Origin of the sequence: Vibrio sp. L5-1, assembly GCF_021728315.1 — a bacterium.
Classification (GTDB): Bacteria; Pseudomonadota; Gammaproteobacteria; order Enterobacterales; family Vibrionaceae; genus Vibrio; species Vibrio splendidus_K.
In genome coordinates, this window is the sequence record NZ_JAKKCQ010000010.1 from 25,648 (window position 1) to 44,760 (window position 19,113).

The following is a 19,113-nucleotide window of genomic DNA, read 5'->3' on the forward strand; positions in this document are numbered from 1 at the left end:
ACAGGAATCTATGCAGGGATTTGAAAGCCTTAGAAAATTATCTATTGAGCTCTCTTTCTTGCCTGCTAACTGGTAATTAATTTGCCGAGTGACTTCCCTTTTATCTAGCAACAGGTCAAAATTAGCGGTTAATTCTCCGTTTTTTATTAATTTTTTAGGAATCATCATGCTTGAAGCGATTGCGTTTCTTATTATCGGTCTAGGTTTTTTGGTGTGGAGTGCAGATAAGCTGGTTTACGGCGCCGCTGCTCTTGCTCGCAACTTTGGTATCTCACCATTAGTTATCGGTATGACGATTCTAGCAATGGGGTCTTCGGCTCCTGAAATGATGGTTTCAGCAACAGCTGCTCTTGATGGAAAAACAGATACGGCTGTAGGTAACGTTCTCGGTTCAAACATCGCCAACATCGCACTGATTTTGGGTATTACAGCGCTTATCAAACCGCTATCAATTAGCTCTGGTGTGATTCGCCGTGAACTACCATTGATGATTGGTGTCACTCTACTAGCGGGTGCTTTGCTGTGGGACAACCATTTAGGGTTCTACGAAGGCGTATTGTTGTTTGTTCTTTTTGCCGCATTCTTATTCGCAATGCTGCAAATCAGCCGCAGTGAGAAAAAGAACGGCGATGCCTTCCTTGAAGAACAAGAATCTGAAGTTCCTGAAGGCGTGAGCAACCCTAAAGCCGCAATGTGGGTGGTAGTTGGTCTGATAATTCTGCCTCTAGCTGCCAACATGTTGGTTGATAACGCCGTTGTTATCGCGAAATTCTTTGGCATGAGCGACCTTGTGATTGGTTTAACCATTATTGCCGTTGGTACAAGTCTGCCTGAGCTAGCAGCATCACTTGCTGGCGTAATGAAGGGTGAGGATGATATGGCCGTGGGTAATATCATTGGCTCGAACGTATTCAACATCCTTGCTGTTATGGGTATCCCTGGCATCCTCAACCCTTCAGTCTTGAGCGAGTTTGCGATGGGTCGTGATTTCTGGGTAATGCTAGGCGTATCGCTACTGCTTGTCGTCATGGCGCTAGGTAAATCACGTAGTGTGAATCGTATTGAAGGCGGTGTGTTAATTGTGACATTCGTGGCCTACCAAGCTTACCTACTTATGAACATGTCAGCTTAATTATTGATTTAACTTCCCGTACTTGGAGTATTTAATGTCTCAGTCATTCGATTATCGCAGTGTTGCAAAGCAAGTTTTGGAAACCGAAGTTGCAGGTCTTACTCAATTGGACCAATATTTTAATGATGACTTTTGCAAAGCTTGCGACCTTATCCTGAACAACAAAGGAAAAGTGGTTGTGATGGGCATGGGGAAATCTGGCCACATCGGCAAAAAAATCGCAGCAACACTAGCAAGTACTGGGACATCCGCTTTCTTCGTACACCCAGGGGAAGCTGCGCACGGTGACTTAGGAATGATCGGGGCTGGCGATGTTGTGATAGCAATATCCAACTCTGGCGAATCAGGTGAAATCCTAAGCTTATTCCCGGTATTGAAGCGTTTGAACATCAAGATTATCAGCATGACAGGTAAGCCAGCATCAAACATGGCGACGTTATCTGATATTCATTTACAAATATCAGTACCAGAAGAAGCGTGTCCACTTGGTCTTGCGCCAACAACCAGTACAACGGCTACCTTGGTGATGGGTGATGCATTAGCCGTCGCACTTTTACAAGCCAGAGGCTTTACTGCGCAAGATTTTGCTTTGTCCCACCCTGGCGGCGCTTTGGGTCGACAACTATTATTGAAGCTTGAAGATATCATGCATACGGGCGATGCGCTCCCAGTGGTAACACCGGAAGCATTGGTACGAGACGCTCTTTTGGAGATATCTCAAAAAGGCTTGGGGATGACGGCAGTCGTGGGTGAAGACGGTCTAATGGCCGGTATTTTCACTGATGGTGATTTGCGCCGTATCCTAGACAAACGCATCGATATCCATGATACGCAGATCGGCGATGTGATGACGCTAAATCCGACGGTAGCAGAACCAAACATGCTCGCGGTTGAGGGTTTGAACTTGATGCAAGCTAAGAGCATCAATGGCCTAATGTTGTGCCATGAAGGCAAACTAGTCGGAGCGTTAAACATGCATGACTTACTCAAAGCAGGAGTAATGTAATGACACAGACAGTCGAAACTCTATACGGCACGGTAGATTCAGAAGTGTTTGCCGTAGCAAAAGAGATCAAATTGCTTATTTGCGATGTCGATGGCGTATTCTCAGATGGTCGCATCTACATGGGCAACAACGGTGAAGAACTAAAAACCTTCCACACTCGTGATGGCTATGGCATTAAGTCACTGATGAGCGCCGGTATCGAAATTGCAATCATCACTGGCCGTAAATCTCAAATTGTTGAGAATCGAATGACCGCTCTCGGTATTAAGCTTATTTACCAAGGTCAGGATGATAAAGTTAAGGCCTATCAAGATATTTGCGATAAACTTTCAGTGAATCCTGAAAATACGGGCTACATCGGAGACGATCTGATCGACTGGCCTGTGATGGAAAAAGTTGGCTTGAAAGTATGTGTTGCAGATGGTCATCCACTACTTGCAAAGCGTGCAAATTACGTGACAACCATTAACGGTGGTCACGGTGCGGTACGTGAAGTTTGCGACCTTATTTTACAAGCAAGAAATGAACTCGACGTGCATAAAGGTTTAAGCATATGAGTTTTACTCGTATTATCTATTTAATACTCATATTTATTGCCTCTTGGTCGACCTATTACTTGTACGACAAAGAGCAAACATCAACGATACAAGTGGCTCCAAATTTGGAGCTGCCCGCGTTTAGTGGCAAAAGTCTAAACAACATTAGCTATGACGAAAGCGGTATTCGTAGCTATCAGGTTGAATCGACGTATTTAGAGCACTACTCAGTGGTTGGCGATACGCACTTTCAAAACCCGGTTCTTTCGGTATTCAGAGAAGGGCACACGATTGAATGGCAAGTCACCGCTGATCGCGCGATTATGGATGAGAATCAAGTTGTCACGTTTTATGACAACGTCGTGGCAAAGAACCTGTTGCCAGAAGCCAGCTTCGATACAATGACCACAGATAAAATGGTTGTTGAGCTGCCTAGCCGAGATTTTTATTCAGAGACTCCGGTCCATATGATCGGTACATTTTTTGAAACTGAGGGACAAGCAATGAAAGGTAACTTCGGTACCAACAATGCAACCCTCTTTAATTCTGTTCAAGGTAGATATGAAACTCTTACACCTTAGTTTATTCGCTTTGACCCTTGCGGCGCCTAATGTCTATGCCCTTTCTTCGGATAGCGAGCAACCTGTCTACATTGACTCAGACAGCCAGCAATTGGATATGAAAAGTAACCAAGTGACTTTCCTTGGTGATGTAAACCTTAAGCAAGGCAGCATCAATATCAATGCCGATAAGGTTATTGTTACCCGCAACGCCGTAAACGGTGAGATTGAAGAAATTCAAGGCTTCGGTAAGCCAGCGACCTTCTCTCAACTGACTGACGACGGGAAGACACTCTACGGTGAAGCTGACGACTTACATTACCAGCTTGTTGCCGACAAATTGATCATGACTAAGAATGCAATGCTATCTCAAGATGGCAGCATCATCCGTGGCTCTAAGATCACCTACCAGATCGGCTCTCAAAAATTAGTCGCTGACAGTGGTGAAAACAAACGAGTGTCAACGGTTTTACAACCAACGGAAGTGAATAAGTAACGATGGCTGTTCTTAAAGCAAAAAACCTAGCGAAAACCTACAGCAAGCGCAAAGTTGTTACCGATGTAAGCTTGCAGGTAGAGTCAGGCCAGATCGTTGGTCTGCTTGGCCCTAACGGTGCGGGGAAAACGACCTCTTTCTATATGATAGTTGGCCTGGTTGCACGTGATGAAGGTACTATCAGCATTGACGACCGTGACATCAGTATCTTGCCAATGCACAGTCGTTCTCGTCTTGGTATCGGTTACCTACCGCAAGAAGCATCTATTTTCCGTAAGTTGTCTGTTGAGAACAACATCATGGCCGTTTTACAAACCCGTGATGAAATGACTAACGAACAGCGCCAAGATAAGCTGGAAGACCTTCTAGAAGAGTTCCACATCCAACATATCCGCACCAGTAATGGTATGGCTCTGTCAGGTGGTGAGCGTCGTCGTGTGGAGATTGCTCGAGCTCTAGCAGCAAACCCGCAATTCATTCTGCTGGATGAACCGTTTGCCGGTGTTGACCCGATCTCAGTTATCGATATCAAGAAAATCATTGTTCACCTACGTGATCGCGGCTTGGGCGTTTTGATTACCGATCACAACGTTCGTGAAACATTAGATGTGTGTGAAAAAGCTTATATCGTAAGCCAAGGACATCTGATCGCTGAGGGTACTCCTGAAGATGTTCTCAATAACGAACAAGTTAAACAAGTTTATCTAGGCGAACAATTCCGTCTATGATTATATAGAGAGTATCGAGAGTTCTAAGAATAATAACTAGGTAAGTCACACTGAATGAAACCCTCATTACAACTTAAGCTAGGCCAACAGTTAGCAATGACTCCTCAATTGCAGCAAGCGATTCGTTTGTTGCAATTGTCTACTTTAGATTTGCAGCAAGAGATTCAAGAAGCACTTGAATCTAATCCACTACTCGATGTCGAAGAAGGCAATGAAGATACGCCTACATCGGAAGAGAAACCTAGCAGTGACGAGAAAGAAACAGTTGAAGCCACAGAGCAAGATTTACCTGATAGTTCAGACTTAATCGAAAAATCAGAAATTGGCAACGAACTAGAAATCGACACAACTTGGGAAGACGTCTACAGCGCAAACACAGGTAACACTGGTATTGCGATTGATGACGACATGCCTGTTTATCAAGGCGAAACGACTCAAAGCCTACACGATTACCTACTTTGGCAACTCGACCTAACACCATTCTCTGAAACTGACCGAAGCATTGCTTTCGCGCTGATTGATGCCATTGATGACTATGGCTACCTCACCGTATCTTGTGAAGATATCCTTGAAAACTTCGATAGCGAAGAAGTAGAGCTTGATGAGATTGAAGCCGTCCGCAAACGAGTTCAGCAGTTTGACCCGCTGGGTGTCGGTTCAGTGAACCTACAAGATTGCTTGTTACTGCAACTGGCAACCTTTCCCCAGGATACCCCTTGGCTTAACGAAGCTAAGTTAGTACTTACTAGCCACATCGACCAACTCGGTAACCGCGATTACAAATTAGTCATCAAAGAAACCAAGCTGAAAGAAGCGGAACTACGTGAAGTTCTGCAGTTGATTCAGCAATTGGATCCTCGACCTGGCAGTAAAATTACACCGGACGAAACTGAATATGTGGTTCCTGACGTAACGGTGTTCAAAGATCTTGGAAAGTGGTTAGTCACCATTAACCCTGATAGTGTCCCTAAGCTGAAAGTAAATCAGCAATATGCCGCTCTTGGTAGCAAGGGCAGCAGTGCAGACAACCAATTCATTCGCTCAAATTTGCAAGAAGCAAAATGGCTAATCAAAAGCTTAGAAAGCCGAAATGAGACGCTACTCAAAGTTGCGCGATGCATTGTTGAACATCAGCGTGATTTCTTCGAACATGGCGAAGAAGCGATGAAGCCAATGGTTCTGAATGATGTTGCGTTAGCCGTTGATATGCACGAATCCACGATCTCTCGTGTGACGACTCAAAAATTCATGCACACGCCACGTGGCATCTTCGAACTCAAATACTTTTTCTCAAGCCATGTCAGCACTGACAATGGCGGTGAATGTTCATCTACAGCAATTCGCGCACTGATTAAGAAGCTTGTCGCAGCGGAAAATACCGCGAAGCCTCTCAGTGATAGTAAGATTGCTGCTTTACTGGCTGACCAAGGAATTCAGGTAGCTAGACGTACCATAGCGAAATACCGTGAGTCTCTGGGCATTGCCCCATCGAGTCAGCGTAAACGCCTGCTATAAGCTAATTTAGTTAGCTATTTAGTTAACTATTAATTTGGTTATAACCTGGCAACCAACTGAAAAGGAAAGTCTATGCAAATCAATATTCAAGGCCATCACGTTGATCTTACCGATTCAATGCAAGACTATGTTCGCACTAAATTCGACAAACTTGAGCGCTTCTTTGATCATATCAATAGCGTTCAGGTTGTTTTAAAAGTTGAGAAAATCAATCAAATCGCGGAAGCTACCCTGCATATAAATCAGGGGGAAATCCATGCGACAGCAACTGATGAAAGCATGTATGCCGCGATTGATTCATTGGTTGATAAACTCGTCCGCCAACTCAACAAGCACAAAGAAAAGCTAAGTAGTCACTAACATGCAATTAAGCGAAGTACTTTCATTGGACTGCACCAAAAGTGCAGTCCAATGCACAAGCAAAAAAAGAGCCCTTGAGCTCATCAGTCAGATCGCTGCAGAAAGCTGTGGTCAAGATTCAACAGAACTGTTTGAGTGCATGTTGAGCCGTGAAAAAATGGGCAGTACTGGTATTGGTAATGGCATCGCTATTCCTCATGCTCGTATGAATGTCAGTGATAAAGCGATAGCTGTATTACTACAATGCCAAGACCCAATCGAATTTGATGCGATTGATAATCGTCCTGTCGACCTACTATTTGCCCTGCTTGTTCCAAGTGAACAGTGCAAGGAGCATCTAAAAACCCTTTCATGTATGGCAGAACGACTTAACGACAAGCAGACTCTTAAACAGTTGCGTAATGCTCAAAGCGATCAAGAGCTTTACGACATCATGATCCAAGTGCCAACTTGCGAGCAATAACATGCGATTAATCGTTGTGAGTGGCCAATCTGGGGCCGGTAAAAGTGTTGCGTTACGAGTCCTTGAAGACTTGGGGTATTACTGTGTTGATAATCTTCCAGTAAACCTGCTAAGCGACTTCGTCGAATCGGTACGCGAGATCAATCAAAACGTCGCTGTTAGCATTGATATTCGCAACCTACCGAAAGAACCGCAGTTAGTTACAGAGACACTAGAACAACTAGAAGCCGCCACTGATATTGATGTGAACGTTTTGTTCCTAGACGCAAGTAAGCAAACGCTACTCAAACGCTACAGTGAAACACGCAGAATCCACCCTTTATCGATCGGCCAAGAAAAGTTATCTCTTGAGCAAGCGATTGATTTAGAAAAGACACTCCTAGCACCTCTCGCAGAACAAGCCAGCATTGTGATTGACAGCAGTGACTGCAACCTCTACGAGTTGAGCGAAAAGGTTCGATTTAAAGTTGAAGGCAAAGAGAAGCAAGAGCTGATCATTGTCTTTCAATCTTTCGGTTTCAAATACGGACTACCAAGTGATGCTGACTATGTGTTTGATGTTCGCTTTTTGCCAAACCCTCACTGGGAACCAGCACTACGACCATTAACGGGTCTTGACGCACCCATTCACTCTTTTCTTGAAAAACACTCAGAAGTTCTTGAACTCAAGCAGCAAATTCAAGGCTTTGTTGAGCAGTGGTTGCCAATGTTAGAGAAGAATAATCGCAGTTATCTAACGGTCGCGATTGGTTGTACTGGCGGTAAACACCGCTCGGTTTACCTAACTCAGAAAATTGGTGAATACTTCGAACAACTTGGCCATCAAGTTCAAATCAGACACGCCTCCCTAGAGAAGCACCAACAGGGCTAACCATGGAATTAACTCGAACTGTACTGATCCAAAATCGCTTGGGTCTTCACGCTAGAGCAGCCGTAAAATTGGTTGAGCTTGCACAAAGCTTTGATGCAACCATCACTATCCATAGTGAAGAAGATAAAACGGCAACAGCAGACAGTGTAATGGGGCTACTTATGCTGGAGTCGGCGCAAGGGCAACACATCACTATCCAAGCCGCAGGCACCGATTCACAGCAAGCGCTTGATGCCGTTTGTCACCTAATTGAAGACCGGTTTGATGAGGGCGAGTAGCAAAAACGCTTCACTCACAACATCTAAAACTCAAACCACGCATCAACCAATATTAATTCTTAGTTCTACCTAAGTTAATGATTTAAATAAGCCCCAGAATTAAGTTACTATTCCAAGCATTGTTAGAATAATGAGATAGGAGGAAAATATGGCAGAGCAATTAGAATTCGACCAAGCTCACCAAACCCTCCAAGAAGTCAGCGAAGCCCTAGAAAACGGCCGATTTGTTCACGTACGCCGACAACTTCAGGATATGGAACCTGAGGATATTGCACACCTTTTAGAAGCCTCCCCTCGCAAAAGTCGTGACGTACTCTGGCAACTCACCGATCCAGAAGACTACGGTGAAATTCTTGATGAGCTAAACGAAGACGTCAAAGATGCTCTTGTGTCAAAAATGGCACCAGAAACCTTGGCAGAAGCAACCGAAGGTATGGAAACCGATGACGTCGCATACGTACTTCGAAGCCTACCGGACGATGTTTCTCGCGAAGTCCTTTCTCAAATGGACTCCGTTGATCGCGCTTTAGTTGAAACCGCACTATCGTACCCAGAAGATTCAGCGGGTGCGTTAATGAACACCGACGTAATCACGATCCGTGGTGATGTCGATGTTGAGGTCGTACTGCGTTATTTACGTATGCGTGGTGAATTACCTGACGCTACCGATGCATTATATGTTATCGATGATGACGAACGCCTCATTGGTAACCTATCGCTCAGCACACTAATTACGACTCAGCCTGATGTGTCTGTTTCAGAAGTGATGGAAGATGCCGACGAAGCGATCGCGGTCGAAACTAGCGCCTCTGATATCGCTAGCCTGTTCGAACGTCGTAATTGGGTTTCTGCCCCAGTAGTCGATAGTAATCAACATCTTGTCGGTCGTATCACTATCGATGACGTGGTTGATGTCATTCGTGAAGATGCTGAACACTCAATGATGAGTATGGCGGGTATGGATGATGACGAAGATACCTTCGCACCAGTCGTAAAATCCGCTCGTCGTCGTAGTGTATGGTTAGGTGCAAACGTTTTAGCAGCACTCGCGGCAGCGTCTGTGTCTAATATGTTTGAGGCCACACTGAATGAGATGGCCGCGATTGCCGTTTTGATGACTATCGTACCTTCCATGGGTGGTGTTGCAGGTAACCAAACCGTCGCTCTAGTGATTCGCGGTTTAGCGCTTGGTCACATTGGTGACAGTAACAAACGCGAACTACTACTCAAAGAAGCCTCTATCGGCTTCCTTAACGGCATTCTATGGGCCGTTATCATTGGCGGTATAGTGGTTGCTTGGAAAGGCAATTGGATCTTGGGAGGCATCATCTCAGCAGCGATGATGACAAACTTGATTGTCGCGGGTATTGCCGGTGTAACCATTCCTGTGATGCTGAAGAAGATGAATATCGACCCTGCCCTTGCTGGCGGTATGGCTCTGACCACAGTAACCGATGTGATTGGCCTATCGGTATTCTTAGGCCTAGCCACGATACTTATCTAACTCATACTGACCTAGTGTGAATAAACAGATAGCCTATTTTAAGTTAAGACGCTAAATACAAAAAGGGAGCTCAAAGCTCCCTTTTTTAATGCGTCAAATTTAAGCTTCAGGCTTGAACTTCAGATTTAAACTAAAGCAAATTACTCACCCGCGACTTTCATCGATTCAAGCAAGATAGAACCTGTTTGAATTTGTGAACGAGTTTCAACGTCGTTACCTACAGCTACAATCTGAGTGAACATATCTTTTAGATTGCCCGCGATCGTCACTTCCGATACTGGGTATTGGATCTCTCCGTTCTCAACCCAGAAACCTGCAGCACCACGAGAATAATCACCTGTCACGGTATTAACGCCTTGACCCATCACTTCAGTCACAAGGAAGCCTGTGCCTAACTCTTTTAGCATTTGCTCAAAGTTTTGACCGGTCGATTTAACGAACCAGTTATGAATACCACCCGCATGACCAGTTGGTGTCATATCCATTTTACGTGCGGCGTAGCTCGTTAGTAGGTAAGTTGCTAACACACCGTCGGTGATGATTTCACGATCTTGAGTGAACACACCTTCGCTATCGAATGGGCTTGAAGCCAAACCACGTAAGATATGGGGACGCTCAGAGATATTGAACCAATCTGGCAAGATTTTCTGACCTAGATGATCCAGTAAGAACGAAGACTTACGGTAAAGATTACCACCGCTAATTGCCATCACAAGGTGGCCAATTAGACCTGTAGCGACATCGTTCGCGAACATAATTGGATATTGGCCTGTTGGTAGCTTTTTAGCATCCAAACGGCTGATGGTTTTTTCTGCCGCTTCTTGACCAACACGCTCAGGCGCCCATAGCTCATCACGATGACGTGCAACGGTGTAGCTGTAGTCACGTTCCATTTCACCATTAGCGCCTTGTCCAATCACACAGCAGCTCGTGCTATGGCGACTTGAGGCGTAGCTTGCTAGCAAGCCATGGCTGTTACCATAAACCTTAACACCATAGTGACTGTCGTAGCTTGCACCATCACTTTGCTTGATCTTGTCGCTATAAGCTAGCGCTTGCTTCTCAGCAGCAATCGCAATCTCAGCGGCATAGTCAGGGTTTGGTTCATCAGGGTGGAAAAGGTCCAAATCTGGAATTTCTTTTACCATGTATTCTTTTGCGGCAGGACCTGCAAATGGGTCTTCAGAAGTGTACTGAGCGATATCAAGCGCAGCCGCTACTGTTTGAGCAATTGCCTTTTCACTCAGATCAGATGTAGATGCGCTGCCTTTTTTCTGGCCGCGGTAAACAGTAATACCTAGAGCACCATCACTATTAAATTCAACGTTTTCCACTTCACACATACGTGTTGAAACACTTAAACCCGTTGACTTAGTAATAGCGACCTCAGCTGCGTCTGCACTCACTGATGCCATATCCAACGCTTTAGCTACTGCGGCTTCTAGCTCAACTCTTTGCTGGGCGACTTGCTGTTTTACATCCATATCTATTCTAATTTTTTAGGTCAATATTAGGTAGGATAACAAGAATTTCGCTTTCTCCCCAAGATTCTTGCTAAAATAGGCAATATATTCGTTTGAGATAGTGACATAGGCAGAAAAGATGGCTCGCAAAAACCAAAAAGCCCCATGGGAACCAGAAGAAGAAATCATCTGGGTAAGTAAGACAGAAATGAAAACGGACATGGATGCCCTGCAAAAGCTGGGAGAAGAGCTTGTTGAACTAAAGCCTTCTATTCTTGATAAGTTCCCTTTGTCTGAAGACCTGGCACAAGCGATTAAAGATGCACAACGCTTTAAAAATGAAGCAAAGCGCCGTCAGCTTCAATACATTGGTAAAGTAATGCGCAATGTAGATCCAGAGCCAATTCAAGCGGCTTTAGATAAAATTCGCAACAAACACTCTCAAGCAACAGTTGAACTGCACAAACTAGAACAACTGCGTGACCGCGTTGTTGCAGAAGGCGATGCTGCCATTTCTGACGTTATGGAAATGTACCCTGAAGCAGACCGTCAACGTCTTCGTCAGCTAGCTCGCCAAGCTAACAAAGAGAAATCAGCAAACAAGCCAGCGAAGTCTTCTCGCGAGATCTTCCAAATCTTAAAAGAGCTAAAGCAAGGCGACTAACCTTCGTCTCCTTTTACTCAGAAAGATAATAAAAGACCTAGCACATGCTAGGTCTTTTTGTTTTCGACTTACTCAATATCAAAAGCCATCAAGACCAATACTCAGTCGTCACTCACCCGCTTTAACAAACGAACTTAATTCTTGCTGTGGATGAGTAGCGGTCAGTACCTCTATCGAGTCTTCAACCAACACCTTACCTAGCGCCACAAAAATAAACTTATTCGCGATACTGCGTGCATCACCTAAATGGTGCGTCACCATCAATACCGTAATATTTCGTTCTGCCGCTAATCGCTTCACTAAGCTAAGCATCTCCTCGCGCAGCAAAGGATCAAGCGCAGAGAAAGGTTCATCAAGCAACCAGATATCATGAGGCTGAACAAAACAGCGGGCTAACGCGACACGCTGGCGCTGGCCACCCGATAAATGCTCAGGCAATCTATCTAAATACTCTGCAACACCTACTTGTGCGGCTGCTTGCTCAACTTTGAGCTTTTGGGTTGCTGTAAGCTTTAATCCTGGATGCAGCCCTAAACCAATATTTTCACGTACGGTGAGATGGGCAAAAAGATTGTGTTCTTGGAACAACATCGCCAATGGACGTTGGTGCGCTTCTTTACCAATAAGCGATTGTCCTGCCACTGAGATCTCACCCGATGTAGGCTCTATGAATCCCGCAACTAGCGCCAACAACGTTGATTTACCAGCGCCACTCGGCCCCATCAACGCGACAATGTCGCCCTGCTCAGCTTGGAAATCAAAGCGAAACAACTCTCGGTGATAGTGGTAGTCCACCTCTTTCATCACTAACATCATCGGTTCCTTAACTCTTTAGCATTAGGCTTTGATCTTCGAGTAAATAAAAATTCTATTAAGCTAAAACTGCCCACACTCAGCAGCAGCAAACTCACCGAAACCACCGCCGCAGCTTCCATTTGATAGCTGCCTAACAATTGGAATAGATACAAAGGCAGCGTTCTAAAATCTTGGCTACCAAACAAGGCAATAGCACTTAAGTCACCCATCGCCAGCATGAAACTAATAGAGAAGGCTTGCGCCATTGGTTTACGTAGTGCGCGCCACTCCACCAGCCTAAAACGTGTGAAACCTGTCATTCCCAAGCTTGCACACACGTATTGATACTGTTGAGATAAATGCAACATAGGTTGGGCTAAGGTTTTTATCACATAAGGCAGTGCCATCAAGCTATTTACTGCAATCACAATAAAGAAAGCTAAGCTAAATACATCGGTAAATGAACGCAGTAATAAGAAGAGTCCCGTACTGATCACTAATCCAGGTGTCACTAAGATAATGGTACCAATCAGCTCGATTTTATCGGCTCTAAAGTTCTTGTTCTGCAAACGCCATGCACGACTGGTCAGGAGTATCGCAATACCAATACCGACGGCAATAACACTTGCTAAGGACGCAACTTTAACTGAGGTCATTAGCGCAGTCCAAAACGGTTCGCTGCTGAGCACAGTCAGTGCTTGTGAGTTAATACCACTGACGATAACCATGGCTAATGGCGGCAATACCAGCATTGAGACTACTATGATCCAAAAGCTATCCCAAGCTTTTGACCACCAGCAGTCCTTAACCAAATATTTCTCTTCCGACAACTGACTGGCCGTCACTGAAATAGGTTTCGACAGGCGCTGAATACTCACCGCGAGCACTCCACACAGCAGCATTTGCCATATCGCGAGCAAGGCACCAGCCTGTAAGTCAAAGTCGAATTTAATCGCTTGATAAATAGCGAGTTCGATAGTGGTCGATTTCGGACCTCCACCTAGCGCCATCACGGTAGCAAAGCTAGTAAAGCACAACATGAAGACTAAGCCACATACATGAGGCAGTTGTTGTCTCAATCGCGGCCATTCGACCCATTTAAATTTATTCCAATGACTCATACCCAAATGAGCACACAGCTTATGTTGCTCTGCAGGCACGGTATCTAAAGCTTGTAAAAGTAAACGACTGGCATAGGGCAGATTAAAAAAGACATGTGCGAGCAAAATGCCATTCAATCCATAGATGGAGAATGGTAATTCAATATCGAAGTTCGCCAGAAATTTAGCTAACCAACCACTGTTGCCATAAATTGCAAGCAAACCAAACACACCGACTAACACAGGCAAAACCAAGGTCGACGCGAACAGCCTTAACAACAGAGCTCGCCCAAAAAATTGCCTGCGACACAAAGCATGAGCAATAGGTATAGCAAAGCCAACACTCAGCACAGTTGAGAGTGTCGCTTGATAAAAACTGAATTTCGTTACATGCCAATAGTAAGGATCGGACCATACTTGGCTGATATCAAGAGAAGGGGCATTGCTAAGCAATGCCCCAACTGCTGAAACCACAAAGGCGGTAATGAGTATCGCAACCCAGATCCCGACCTTAGGTGTTTTCTTTATCATAAATTGATTTTTTACCGTAAGTGGTTCACTCAGTTAATATCGAACGAACCTTTAAATACAGAAAGTTAGAAAGCTGAGCTTTAGGAAACTCATCTTTAGAAAGTTAAGCTAGAAGGCTAATCCTTTAAAAAGTAAGTGCACTCTGCCATTCACGAATCCATGGCTTACGCTTAGCAGCGATTTCTTCAGGCGTAAAACTCAGAGCTTTCTGCGGTACTGTTAACTGATCGAACCCTTTTGGTAGCTCGATATCCGTCACTGGGTACATCCAGTTGCCCGTTGGCATCGCCGATTGGAATTCATCACTTAAGATAAACGCCATAAACTCATCGGCCAGTTTTTCATTTTTGCTGCCTTTAACTTTCGCTGCCACTTCCACTTGAGTGTAATGACCTTCTTCAAAGCTTGCAGCTGCATACTTAGAATCACTTTCTGCAATGATGTGGTAAGCAGGAGATGTTGTGTAAGACAAGACTAAGTCCGACTCCCCCTTTAAGAACATAGAGTAAGCTTCAGACCAACCTTTAGTAACCGTAACCGTCTTCTGAGCAAGTTTCTTCCAAGCTGCCGCCGCTTCATCACCGTATACCGACCTCATCCATAGCATCATGCCTTGACCCGGCGTTGATGTACGTGGGTCTTGGTAGATAACCTTAAGGTCGTCACGCTGCTCAACCAGTTCTTTCAAGCTCTTAGGTGGGTTTGCTAGTTTCTCTTTGTTATAGATAAACGCAAAGTAACCAAAATCATAAGGAACAAAGGTGCTGTCGTCCCAGCCGTTAGGAAGTGTCACTGAAGACGTATCAACATTGTGCTCAGCCAATAAGCCCGTCGCTTTCGCTTCAGCCATCAGATTGTTATCTAGGCCTAACACGATATCTGCTTTGCTGTTACCGCCTTCAAGGCGCAAGCGGTTCAGAATAGACACGCCATCTTCTAGCGCGACAAAGTTCACATCGCAGCCACACTTTTCTTCAAATGCTTTTTCAACGGCAGGACGAGGGCCCCAATCCGCAGCAAAAGAATCATAGGTATAAACCGTTAGGGTATTGTCTGCAGCAAAGGCAGAAAAAGAGATGGCTGTAGTAACAGCAAGAGTTGTTAATGTGAATTTCACTGGACGCTCTCCATGGTCTGAGCGGCACAGGTTTGAGGGAGGAGAACGGTAGAAGTTGTTCCTAACTCAATTCCTACGCCAGCATTATCTGGTTCAGGTTTACGAGTCCCAAGCACTTGCTTGATCTCAGCTCGCATTCATTATTTGAATGGTTCGCTCCCCGATGAGTGTTCAGAATTGTAATTCGAATTTTAACAATAAGCTATCAAGTTTGGATCAATTACGTTGATCGTAACCCCAACGTGGCACTAAACCTTGCTCGATACCAAGATGATCCAAAATGCGCGCCACCATAAAATCGACCAGATCTTCAATCGACTTGGGTTGATGATAAAAACCCGGAGCGGCAGGCATAATCGTCACGCCCATGGTCGATAGCTTATGCATGTTCTCTAAGTGCAGCGTCGAGAATGGCGTCTCACGAACCACTAACAACAGTTGGCCTCGTTCTTTCATGACCACATCTGCAGCACGCTCAATCAGGTTATCCGATAAGCCATGAGCAATTGAAGCCAAGCTTCCCGCTGAACATGGGCAAACGACCATCTGCTTCGGCGCTGCAGAACCAGAGGCAACCGGTGAGAACCAATCATCTTTGCCACACACCACCAGCTTTTCTGGGTCGCAGCCTAAATGCTTAACCAAAGCTTGTTTCGCGGCATCTGGTCCAGCAGGTAGCTTAAGTTCATGCTCGGTCGCCAACACCACTCGCGCAGCCGACGATATCATTAAATAGACCTGATAATCCGCCGCCAAAAGGCATTCAAGTAAACGCAGGCCATAAGGCGCACCTGATGCGCCAGTGAAAGCGAGGGTTATAGCTTTATCGTGTTTTGTCATGTTCTCAATTACTTCAAAATATAAGGTCGTGAATACCGTTAGCCTTTGAGTGCCAACGCATCCAACAATTTCTGGTGAATACCACCAAAGCCACCATTACTCATTACTAAGATTTGGTCGCCCGCTTGTGCCTCTGAGACAATTCTAGCAACGAATGCATCCATGTCATCACTTACATGTGCGGGCTGATGGCACGCATCGGCAACATCTTGTACAGACCAATCAATGTTATCTGGTTGGAATAAGTAGGTAGAATCCGCCTGTTTGAGCGAATCAGCCAAGGTTTCTTTATGCACACCACGCTTCATGGTGGCAGAACGAGGCTCTAAAACAGCAATGATTTTTTTCGTATCGACCTTATTACGTAAGCCACCCAGAGTAAGTTCAATCGCTGTAGGGTGATGAGCAAAATCGTCATAGACAGAAACACCTGCCACTTCGCCTTTAAACTCTAAGCGACGCTTGGTATTAATGAAAGTCGCCAGTGATTCACATCCTAAGTCGGGTGTCACACCGACATGTCTTGCCGCCGCAATCGCCATCAAGGCATTACTTACGTTATGATCGCCAACCAAATCCCAGTCTACGGTTCCAACACATTCGTCTTGGAAATAGACCTCAAATTTAGAGCCATCTTTAACCAGTTTCTTGGCATCCCAATCGCCAAGTTCGCCGCTCGATTCAGTCTCACTCCAACACCCACGAGATAGAACATCTTCAATAGCCGTATCTTGCTTCGGTGAGAAAATACGACCATTACTTGGCACAGTGCGAACCAGATGATGGAACTGTCGCTTGATCGCTTCAAGATCATCAAAGATATCCGCATGATCGAACTCTAGGTTATTCATCACCAAGGTTCTTGGGTGGTAATGAACGAACTTAGATCGTTTATCGAAAAAAGCACTGTCGTATTCGTCGGCTTCAACCACGAAGAACATGCTTTCACCAAGGCGAGCAGAGATACCAAAGTTACCCAACACACCGCCAACTAAGAAGCCCGGTGCATAGCCGCAGTCTTCCAAGATCCAAGCCAACATGCTTGATGTAGTGGTCTTGCCATGCGTTCCCGAGACCGCAAGAACCCAACGGTCACGCAGTAGAAATTCTTGCAACCATTGCGGGCCTGATGTGTATCTAAGGTTATTATCCAATACATACTCAACACACGGGTTACCACGGCTCATCGCATTACCGATAACCACGAGATCAGGCCTTGGCTCTAATTGACTAGGGTCGAACCCTTCAATAATTTCAATCCCTTGTGATTCCAACAAAGTGCTCATTGGAGGGTAAACATTCGCGTCACTACCCGTAACCTTGTGACCTAATTGACGAGCCAATACCGCGGCACCACCCATGAAGGTGCCACAAATTCCTAAGATGTGAATATGCATATATTGCTTCCAAACGCTTGGCTAAATGAGCCATGTCTAAATCAAACTACTTGCACTCATTATCATTAAATGGCGATTAAAAGCGAGCAGCAATGCAAAACAAATTTAGTCGACATAGTAAGTGAGATCTGTGTCGCTTAGTTCATTACCATTAAAAAGATCTAACCTTTAGAATTTAGGTAAGCGTCTAGATGAATAAAGCCCACTCAAGAGGCCTAATCTACAGTGCTCAAATCCCCCCTAATATTGAGAGAAGTTTAAGGAAATAACATGTCTGAGATGCGCACCCTTGGTGAGTTCATTGTTGCAAAACAAAGTGACTTTCCCCATGCAAGTGGTGATCTATCATCCCTTTTGTCATCAATTCGTCTTGCTGCAAAAATTGTTAACCGTGAAATCAACAAAGCAGGCCTTGTCGACATTACTGGCGCTGTTGGTACAGACAACGTTCAAGGTGAAGAGCAACAAAAGCTAGACCTTTACGCGAACGACAAATTTAAAGCGGCTCTAGAAGCTCGTGACCAAGTTTGTGGCGTTGCAAGTGAAGAAGAAGACGAAGCTGTTGCCTTCAATAAAGAGCTCAACAAAAACGCAAAATACGTCGTATTGATGGATCCACTTGATGGTTCTTCAAACATCGATGTGAATGTATCGGTTGGTACAATCTTCTCTATCTACCGTCGAGTATCACCTATTGGTACTCCGCCAACACAAGAAGATTTCCTACAACCTGGGCACAAGCAAGTTGCCGCGGGTTACGTAATTTACGGTTCTTCAACCATGCTGGTTTACACAACAGGCGCTGGCGTCAATGGTTTCACTTACGACCCATCACTGGGTACCTTCTGTCTATCTCATGAAAACATGATGATCCCTGATGAAGGTAAGATCTACTCGATCAACGAAGGTAACTACTTCCGCTTCCCTACGGGTGTTAAAAAGTACATCAAGTACTGCCAAGAAGATGAGCCAAGTGATAACCGCCCTTACACCTCTCGTTACATTGGTTCTCTAGTATCAGATTTCCACCGTAACCTGCTGAAAGGTGGCATCTACTTATACCCAAGCACACAAAGCCACCCTCAAGGTAAACTGCGTTTGCTTTACGAGTGCAACCCAATTGCTTTCCTTATGGAACAAGCGGGTGGTATCGCTTCAGACGGTGCTCAACGTATCATGGACATCAAACCAACTGAGTTACACCAACGTGTACCTTTCTTTGTTGGCTCAACAGACATGGTTCGCAAAGTAGAAGAGTTTCTTGAGCTTAACCGAGACTAATTCTCTCGTTTATTTCTCAAAATAACGTCATTAAAAAAGCCAGCATTCACATGCTGGCTTTTTGTTTGATCACTCAAAACACATAGCTACTGAGGGTTGTCCCGCTTACACCAGTCACCCGAAAGTATTTCTTTATTAGCTGTTAGATCAAGCTGATATAAATATACCCATGCTAATCCAAATATAGTCTCTATTTGCTCGCGACGATACTCAACAGGAACATCTTCTAGCCGATCGAGCGACTCCAAAATTTCGTCGTTAATGATATAGACCTCGCCAGCGACACTTTTCTTTCCGAAAATCATCGCCGGATACGCAACTAAATCAAAAAGTGCGTATTCCTCAGGTGTGTCAAACCTTCCTAAACACTCACACTGTTTTAAATAGTGGTGGTTCGATTGGTCTTTTCTCAATGTCCCGTAAACAAAAACGAGGTGCTGCATACTCACTCCCTAGCATTCGTCACCCGCGAATCA

General features: G+C 44.9%; 21 protein-coding genes and 1 riboswitch. Of the genes, 14 read left to right on the plus strand and 7 right to left on the minus strand.

Annotated features, from left to right (window positions below; translation table 11 throughout):
* Positions 1–166: 166 nt before the first annotated feature.
* From L3V35_RS22630 to mgtE, 12 genes are all read left to right on the plus strand, one after another.
* On the plus strand, positions 167–1,132 hold the full coding sequence (locus L3V35_RS22630) for a calcium/sodium antiporter (protein ID WP_004735309.1): 966 nt from the start codon (positions 167–169) through the stop codon (positions 1,130–1,132).
* Between the two features lie 34 nt (positions 1,133–1,166).
* Positions 1,167–2,138, plus strand: coding sequence for a KpsF/GutQ family sugar-phosphate isomerase (locus L3V35_RS22635; RefSeq protein ID WP_237300691.1), 972 nt, complete (start codon positions 1,167–1,169; stop codon positions 2,136–2,138).
* A complete protein-coding gene (kdsC, locus tag L3V35_RS22640) occupies positions 2,138–2,695 on the plus strand; it encodes a 3-deoxy-manno-octulosonate-8-phosphatase KdsC (RefSeq protein WP_054548282.1) in 558 nt (185 codons plus the stop codon). Before L3V35_RS22635 ends, kdsC begins: the two co-directional genes overlap by 1 nt.
* Positions 2,692–3,255 carry an LPS export ABC transporter periplasmic protein LptC gene (gene lptC, locus L3V35_RS22645; RefSeq protein ID WP_004735306.1) on the plus strand — a complete coding sequence of 188 codons (564 nt, stop codon included), beginning with the start codon at positions 2,692–2,694 and terminating at the stop codon, positions 3,253–3,255. Before kdsC ends, lptC begins: the two co-directional genes overlap by 4 nt.
* Entirely contained in the window at positions 3,236–3,730 is a 495-nt protein-coding gene (gene lptA / locus L3V35_RS22650; protein WP_004735305.1) for a lipopolysaccharide transport periplasmic protein LptA, read from the plus strand. Before lptC ends, lptA begins: the two co-directional genes overlap by 20 nt.
* 2 nt (positions 3,731–3,732) lie before the next feature.
* Positions 3,733–4,458 carry an LPS export ABC transporter ATP-binding protein gene (lptB, locus tag L3V35_RS22655; protein WP_004735304.1) on the plus strand — a complete coding sequence of 242 codons (726 nt, stop codon included), beginning with the start codon at positions 3,733–3,735 and terminating at the stop codon, positions 4,456–4,458.
* Between the two features lie 54 nt (positions 4,459–4,512).
* Positions 4,513–5,973, plus strand: a complete 1,461-nt coding sequence (locus tag L3V35_RS22660) for an RNA polymerase factor sigma-54 (protein ID WP_004735303.1) — start codon at positions 4,513–4,515, stop codon at positions 5,971–5,973.
* Between the two features lie 72 nt (positions 5,974–6,045).
* Positions 6,046–6,333 carry a ribosome hibernation promoting factor gene (gene hpf, locus L3V35_RS22665; RefSeq protein ID WP_004735302.1) on the plus strand — a complete coding sequence of 96 codons (288 nt, stop codon included), beginning with the start codon at positions 6,046–6,048 and terminating at the stop codon, positions 6,331–6,333.
* A 1-nt stretch (position 6,334) separates the two neighbouring features.
* Complete coding sequence (ptsN, locus tag L3V35_RS22670; RefSeq protein WP_004738707.1) at positions 6,335–6,796, plus strand: PTS IIA-like nitrogen regulatory protein PtsN; 462 nt, start codon at positions 6,335–6,337, stop codon at positions 6,794–6,796.
* A gap of 1 nt (position 6,797) precedes the next feature.
* Positions 6,798–7,667 carry an RNase adapter RapZ gene (gene rapZ / locus L3V35_RS22675; protein ID WP_054548280.1) on the plus strand — a complete coding sequence of 290 codons (870 nt, stop codon included), beginning with the start codon at positions 6,798–6,800 and terminating at the stop codon, positions 7,665–7,667.
* A 2-nt stretch (positions 7,668–7,669) separates the two neighbouring features.
* Positions 7,670–7,945 (plus strand): HPr family phosphocarrier protein, encoded by a 276-nt coding sequence (locus tag L3V35_RS22680; protein ID WP_004735299.1) that lies wholly within the window; start codon positions 7,670–7,672, stop codon positions 7,943–7,945.
* A gap of 148 nt (positions 7,946–8,093) precedes the next feature.
* Positions 8,094–9,449, plus strand: coding sequence for a magnesium transporter (mgtE, locus tag L3V35_RS22685; RefSeq protein ID WP_017089958.1), 1,356 nt, complete (start codon positions 8,094–8,096; stop codon positions 9,447–9,449).
* Positions 9,450–9,589: 140 nt separating this feature from the next.
* Here mgtE and pmbA read toward each other — a convergent pair whose 3' ends face one another.
* Positions 9,590–10,933, minus strand: a complete 1,344-nt coding sequence (gene pmbA / locus L3V35_RS22690; RefSeq protein WP_017086694.1) for a metalloprotease PmbA — start codon at positions 10,931–10,933, stop codon at positions 9,590–9,592.
* Between the two features lie 118 nt (positions 10,934–11,051).
* On the opposite strand from pmbA, the gene yjgA reads away from it, so the two are divergent.
* Positions 11,052–11,576, plus strand: coding sequence for a ribosome biogenesis factor YjgA (yjgA, locus tag L3V35_RS22695; RefSeq protein ID WP_017083748.1), 525 nt, complete (start codon positions 11,052–11,054; stop codon positions 11,574–11,576).
* A 108-nt stretch (positions 11,577–11,684) separates the two neighbouring features.
* Here the strand turns inward: yjgA and thiQ are convergent, their stop codons facing one another.
* The 5 genes from thiQ to mpl form a co-directional block, all read right to left on the minus strand.
* Positions 11,685–12,389, minus strand: coding sequence for a thiamine ABC transporter ATP-binding protein (gene thiQ, locus L3V35_RS22700; protein ID WP_020477151.1), 705 nt, complete (start codon positions 12,387–12,389; stop codon positions 11,685–11,687).
* Positions 12,389–14,002: a thiamine/thiamine pyrophosphate ABC transporter permease ThiP gene (gene thiP, locus L3V35_RS22705; RefSeq protein WP_054548279.1), complete on the minus strand. Its 1,614-nt coding sequence runs from the start codon at positions 14,000–14,002 to the stop codon at positions 12,389–12,391. The genes thiQ and thiP overlap by 1 nt, the downstream gene beginning before the upstream one ends.
* A gap of 124 nt (positions 14,003–14,126) precedes the next feature.
* Positions 14,127–15,119 (minus strand): thiamine ABC transporter substrate binding subunit, encoded by a 993-nt coding sequence (thiB, locus tag L3V35_RS22710; RefSeq protein WP_054548278.1) that lies wholly within the window; start codon positions 15,117–15,119, stop codon positions 14,127–14,129.
* 53 nt (positions 15,120–15,172) lie between these two features.
* A riboswitch (TPP riboswitch) is annotated at positions 15,173–15,292 on the minus strand.
* 43 nt (positions 15,293–15,335) lie between these two features.
* The gene (locus L3V35_RS22715; protein ID WP_017080883.1) at positions 15,336–15,959 is read right to left on the minus strand and encodes a flavin prenyltransferase UbiX; all 624 of its coding nucleotides are present in this window, start codon (positions 15,957–15,959) and stop codon (positions 15,336–15,338) included.
* Between the two features lie 38 nt (positions 15,960–15,997).
* A complete protein-coding gene (mpl, locus tag L3V35_RS22720; RefSeq protein WP_237300692.1) occupies positions 15,998–17,356 on the minus strand; it encodes a UDP-N-acetylmuramate:L-alanyl-gamma-D-glutamyl-meso-diaminopimelate ligase in 1,359 nt (452 codons plus the stop codon).
* Positions 17,357–17,626: 270 nt separating this feature from the next.
* Here mpl and fbp point away from each other — a divergent pair, with 270 nt between their 5' ends.
* Entirely contained in the window at positions 17,627–18,637 is a 1,011-nt protein-coding gene (fbp, locus tag L3V35_RS22725) for a class 1 fructose-bisphosphatase (RefSeq protein ID WP_004735289.1), read from the plus strand.
* A gap of 86 nt (positions 18,638–18,723) precedes the next feature.
* Here fbp and L3V35_RS22730 read toward each other — a convergent pair whose 3' ends face one another.
* Positions 18,724–19,080 carry a gamma-glutamylcyclotransferase gene (locus tag L3V35_RS22730; RefSeq protein ID WP_054548276.1) on the minus strand — a complete coding sequence of 119 codons (357 nt, stop codon included), beginning with the start codon at positions 19,078–19,080 and terminating at the stop codon, positions 18,724–18,726.
* Positions 19,081–19,113: the final 33 nt, after the last annotated feature.